This is a genomic window from Haliscomenobacter sp. (assembly GCF_033763495.1).
Taxonomy (GTDB): domain Bacteria; phylum Bacteroidota; class Bacteroidia; order Chitinophagales; family Saprospiraceae; genus Haliscomenobacter.
The window spans coordinates 1-4,785 of the sequence record NZ_JANRKL010000013.1 but is presented as its reverse complement, the minus strand read 5'-3'; the positions used below and the strand labels follow the sequence as shown (position 1 = coordinate 4,785).

Genomic DNA, 4,785 nt, shown 5'->3' with positions numbered 1-4,785 from the left:
ACTTGAATGTTGTAAAGAAAAGCTTTATTTTGCACTTGCTTTGAGACAAAAATAAAAAAACCGGTCGGGTAACCCAACCGGCTTTCCAAAAAGAGCTTTGAGAGGCTATCTACATACCAAGGACATCTCGTTTGACATCCTAAAAAATCTTTAAGAAACAAAAATTGTTTGTTCACGGGATTATAAATGCGTTTTTAACTGAGGTTTCGTTTTGTCGTCCTGATTGTTAGTAGTTGATCGCTTATTTCCTTCTGACAATACAAATGTCTTATCTTTTTTCCCTACTGCTAAGTACATCTTTTTAAATTACTGGTTTTTTTATTTAGGTTAAAATGTATACATTTCACTGATTTTCAATTAATTAGTTTAAGTAAAATCTCCTCTTTTTAACAAACTATCCGCCTCTTTTTTTTCATTAAAAAAATGATTTTCCCTCTTTTTTTTGTTTTTACGCCTGAATTCGCGTAAAAAAACAGAAGCACCCAACTTACACCTTAATATATAGAGGCGCTTTCTGCGTTAAGGGAGTATGTCTTGAAAAAAAAACAGCCAAAACTTGACAAGTTGGCGACATAGTTTTTACATTTGTCTTCAATTATTTGTAATTCTTTTTGTTCTAGAAGAAATCGTCCTACAGTATTGATCATTCTTTTGGGTTCTCCTGATTGATCTGGTTATCGTTTCCTCCCTTACTGACCTTTTACTTTGCTCAGTGAAATACGTTGAGCTTTCTCAAAATCGATTTTTGATCAGTGCTCGTATGAATAAGTATCGTTTTTTGGTATTGTGCCTGGTATGCACCGCTTGTAGTTCCAAAGAATTGCCATTCGAAAACGAAGGCAATCCCCTTTTGGCTGAAAGCAAGCAGCTCAATTGTGCCAATCAACGTTATGAACGTACCATCGATTCGCTTTGGGATGTAGTTTCTACTCGCCTCAATCAGGTATTGCCGGATACGATGCCTCCTGGTCGCCGGGAGAACATGATCCAAATCCGCAATGCTGGTCTTTTGAAACAGTTTAAAATCTTTTACACTACGCTTGATACGGTTTCGCTCAATCTGATTACCCGCAGTGGGCAGATTGATTCCTTAATTGCACGCCAGGTCATGGAACTAAAAGTGCAGCGAGAGACACAAGAAAAGCGGGTGTTGGATTTTTTGATGAAAGTGGAACATCAAAACCCTCAGGCAGCTGTGCAATGGAACAAAAAATTCCTGCAAGCGGCCAAAGAGGTTTGTCAATAATCTGATTAATGCATTCTAACAAGTTAATAATAATCCTATGAGAAATTGGCTACTCTCTCTTCGCAATGCGGCCATAGTGGCCCTACTCGCAGTGGCAGTGTTTAACTGCCAAAAGGACGACCCTACCGATGTAATTGACAATCCAACAGGTGACCCCCTGAAGGAAAGCTACGAACTGGCTCTAGCCTGGAACAACATCCAATTGAATGTTGAACGTTTTACTCCAGGTTATCGGCCTCCTATTGCTGCCCGTACCTTAGGCTATACTGGTTTGGCCGCCTATGAGGCTATAGCTAATGGCATGTCGAGCAAATACAATTCTTTCGATGCCTATTTTAAGGGTCTTGACATTCCAGAACCAAACGCCAATGAGGACTATTACTGGCCGGCAGTGTTGAATGCCACTTATGCGCGTTCGATCACGCATTTTTATCCTACAGCCCCAGCAGCACAGCTGTTCGCGGTATACTCCCTTGAGCAGGACAACAATGAAAAGTTTCGCTTCGCAGTACCCAACGACGTGTATGTACGTTCGATTGATTATGGTCGGCAGGTAGCAGATGCTGTATTCAACTGGTCCCGAACGGATAAGGACGGAGATGGTGCCTTTTTGCGCACTACTGATCCCAGCTATGTTCCACCAACTGGTGCGGGTAAATGGCAGCCTACTTTTCCTGACTATTCGCCTGCGCTGTTGCCTTATTGGGGCAAGGTACGGACCTTTGTAGCGGATGCTTCGGACAAGTGCCCTGAGCCACTGGCATATAGCACCGATCCCAACTCCGAAATTTACAAACAAGCGCTGGAGCCTTTCAAATTAGTTAATCAAATCAAGGCTGGTGGAGCACCTACTGAACATTGGATTGCCGACTTTTGGAGTGACGATTGTGCAACTTTGACCTTCACTCCTGCGGGCCGTTTTATTGCGGTAGCCAATCAATTGATCGAAAAAGAAAAATTGAGCCTGGGCGAAGCAGTGGAAGTTTATGCCCGAGTAGGTCTGGGGCTTTGTGATGCGGGTATCCGTGCCTGGCATCAAAAATTCACTTACAACTACGAGCGTCCAATTGATTACATTCGTGAAGTAATGCCTAACGCAAGCACCTGGAATTCAGTGATGTGCCCCGACGGTTCTGGCCGTTATTTCACCCCACCATTCCCAGCGTATCCTTCGGGTCATGCTACTTTTGGTGCGGTTGCTGCCGAGATTTTCTCAGGTCTTTTTGGAGAAAATTACCAATTTACCGACCGTTGTCATGAAGGCCGTACCGAGTTCATCGGCAAACCTCGTTCTTTCAATAGCTTCCGCCAAATGGCTGAAGAAAATGCCTACTCCCGCTTACCCATTGGAGTTCACTTCCGCATGGATGCAACTTCAGGGGTTGCATTGGGCTACGGCATTGGCAAAAAAGTGAACAGTTTGCCTTGGCGTAAATAATTCTAAAATGCTGATTGGCCAGGGGCAAAATGAGCATTTATTTTTTATCGCCTCAAAGAGGCTGTTTCGTAGAAAACATGCGAAGCAGCCTCTTTCACATAAAAAAGGGCATTGCCCAATTGATGTAGGCATTGCCCAGGATTTAAAGGGATAAAAGGGTAGATGTCACTCACCATTGAAGCTGGTGAATGCTTAAAAAAAAAGGGTTCCGCAACAGTATTTACGGAACCCTTCCAACGCACTCATGAGATTATAACTCCCCAAAAAGAAAGGCGTTGGGGGCGCCAAAAATTTTTACATTCAGTGGGAAAAAACAATTTGTCAGTGTTGGTCCTTGTCGTCTTAAAAAAAAATTAGGTCGTCGTCGTAGGAATTACAATTTGCCAGCGTGAGCCGTTTTTTATTCCAAAGGATGTTGTTTGTCCTTCTTCATGATACAAATGTAGGAGGGGAATATTGTGAAATTAAGTACAATTAACTATCTTACTGGACTTATTTCCAGTACACACATTCAACCAACCTATTGTAAATCAATTTTTTAAACCTATTTTTTTGCCCAAAAAATAATTTTTTAGCTTTTTATGAAGGACAGCAAACTTGTAAAATATATCGCGGAATTGGGTCAACGCGACCGTGAACGCCTCCGTCAGTTGGTACAATCGCCTTTTTTTAACCAACATAAACCAACCATAGACCTACTGGAGTTGATCCTCAAGTCAGTGGCCAAGAGTGATGCGCCCTTAAATCGGGAGAAGGTTTATCAAAAAATCTTCCCGAAAAGTACTTTTGACGAACAGAAGTTGCACAACGTGATGTCGAATCTCAAAAAACTGTTTCACCGTTTTTTGGCCATCGACTACATCGAAAAGCAACCTTTGCTGGAAGACTTATACACCCTTGAGGCGACATTCGAGCGAAACCAGTTCGAACTCATGAATAATCGTGCCAAATTGCTGGAAAAACACCTGGCCGATCAAAAATATGAAGATTATTTTTTCCATCATGCCCATTACCGGATGGATTACAACCTGGGGTATTACGGTGGTCACTATGTAGATCGAACCAAAACGGAAACCTTCCAGGCCATGTTGGACCACCTCGATCGCTCCTTTTTGATTGAGAAGCTCCGCAACTGTTGCCACCTGACTGCAAACTCCATGCAGGTCAATACGCACTACGACTATGGGCTACTTACCCCCTTGTTGGAGCATATTCAATCTCATTACATCGACACCCCTGAAAGCGACCAGGATTGGTCGATCCGACTGTACTGGACCATCTTACAAACCATGCGGGATGAAGGCAATCCGGCTCACTACCTTGAACTAAAAAAGATGCTCAATGAATCGTTTGAGCATTTTAGCCCCGAAGCGAAGCAAGACTTGTATGGCTTCGCCAGTAATTATTGTATTCGACGGAGTATGATGGGGGATGAGGATTACAAACGTGAGTTGTTTGATTTGTACAAGCGGGGTTTGGAAACCAAACTCTTGTTGAGCAATGGGATGATTACCGAATACAACTACAAAAACATCGCCACTTTGGGAGGGAACCTGCGGGAATTTGACTGGACAGAAAATTTCTTACAGGAATACAAAATGCTACTCCCTGTTTCAAAGCGGGACAATGTGTACAATTACAATTTGGCCTATTTGTTTTACAATAAAAAGCAATACAAGCAGGTTTTGTCCAATCTGTTGCACGTGCAGTTTACGGATGTGATGTATTATTTGAACTCCAACTTCTTGATGTTGCGGACTTATTATGCCCTCAAGGATACCGAAGCGTTGATGTCTTTGATCGAAACCTTCCGTATTTTTGTGATGCGGAATAAAAAAATGTCACCGACCCAGCGGAAGGAATACACCAATTTTTTGCGCTTTGCCAAAAAACTGGTGGAATTGAAACACCACGGAATGTATACGCGTAGCGTTCTGGAGGAGAAATTAAAAGCCTTGCGGGCAAAAATAGAGACAACGGATAGTGTGATCAACCGGAGCTGGTTGTTGGAGGAAGTGGGGGGATAGGTAGCTTTGAGTAATGAGTGACGAGTTCAGAGTACATGAGTAGCGAGTTTAGAAGTGGGCTACCGCAGCGACTT

Annotated in this window: 3 protein-coding genes; all 3 read left to right on the top strand. The window is 42.8% G+C overall.

Annotated features, from left to right (window positions below):
* Window positions 1-760: 760 nt before the first annotated feature.
* The 3 genes from SFV55_RS00920 to SFV55_RS00910 all read left to right on the top strand — a co-directional run bounded on the left by SFV55_RS00920 (window position 761) and on the right by SFV55_RS00910 (window position 4,711).
* Window positions 761-1,246 carry a hypothetical protein gene (locus SFV55_RS00920; protein WP_320027561.1) on the top strand — a complete coding sequence of 162 codons (486 nt, stop codon included), beginning with the start codon at window positions 761-763 and terminating at the stop codon, window positions 1,244-1,246.
* A gap of 37 nt (window positions 1,247-1,283) precedes the next feature.
* The gene (locus SFV55_RS00915) at window positions 1,284-2,684 is read left to right on the top strand and encodes a vanadium-dependent haloperoxidase (protein WP_320027560.1); all 1,401 of its coding nucleotides are present in this window, start codon (window positions 1,284-1,286) and stop codon (window positions 2,682-2,684) included.
* 581 nt (window positions 2,685-3,265) lie between these two features.
* The gene (locus tag SFV55_RS00910; protein ID WP_320027559.1) at window positions 3,266-4,711 is read left to right on the top strand and encodes a hypothetical protein; all 1,446 of its coding nucleotides are present in this window, start codon (window positions 3,266-3,268) and stop codon (window positions 4,709-4,711) included.
* Window positions 4,712-4,785: the final 74 nt, after the last annotated feature.

Bases quoted from the DNA above. Each gene is read 5' to 3' on its own strand.
- SFV55_RS00920 (WP_320027561.1), top strand. From the start codon at position 761: ATGAATAAGTATCGTTTTTTGGTATTGTGCCTGGTATGCACCGCTTGT.
- SFV55_RS00915 (WP_320027560.1), top strand. From the start codon at position 1,284: ATGAGAAATTGGCTACTCTCTCTTCGCAATGCGGCCATAGTGGCCCTA.
- SFV55_RS00910 (WP_320027559.1), top strand. From the start codon at position 3,266: ATGAAGGACAGCAAACTTGTAAAATATATCGCGGAATTGGGTCAACGC.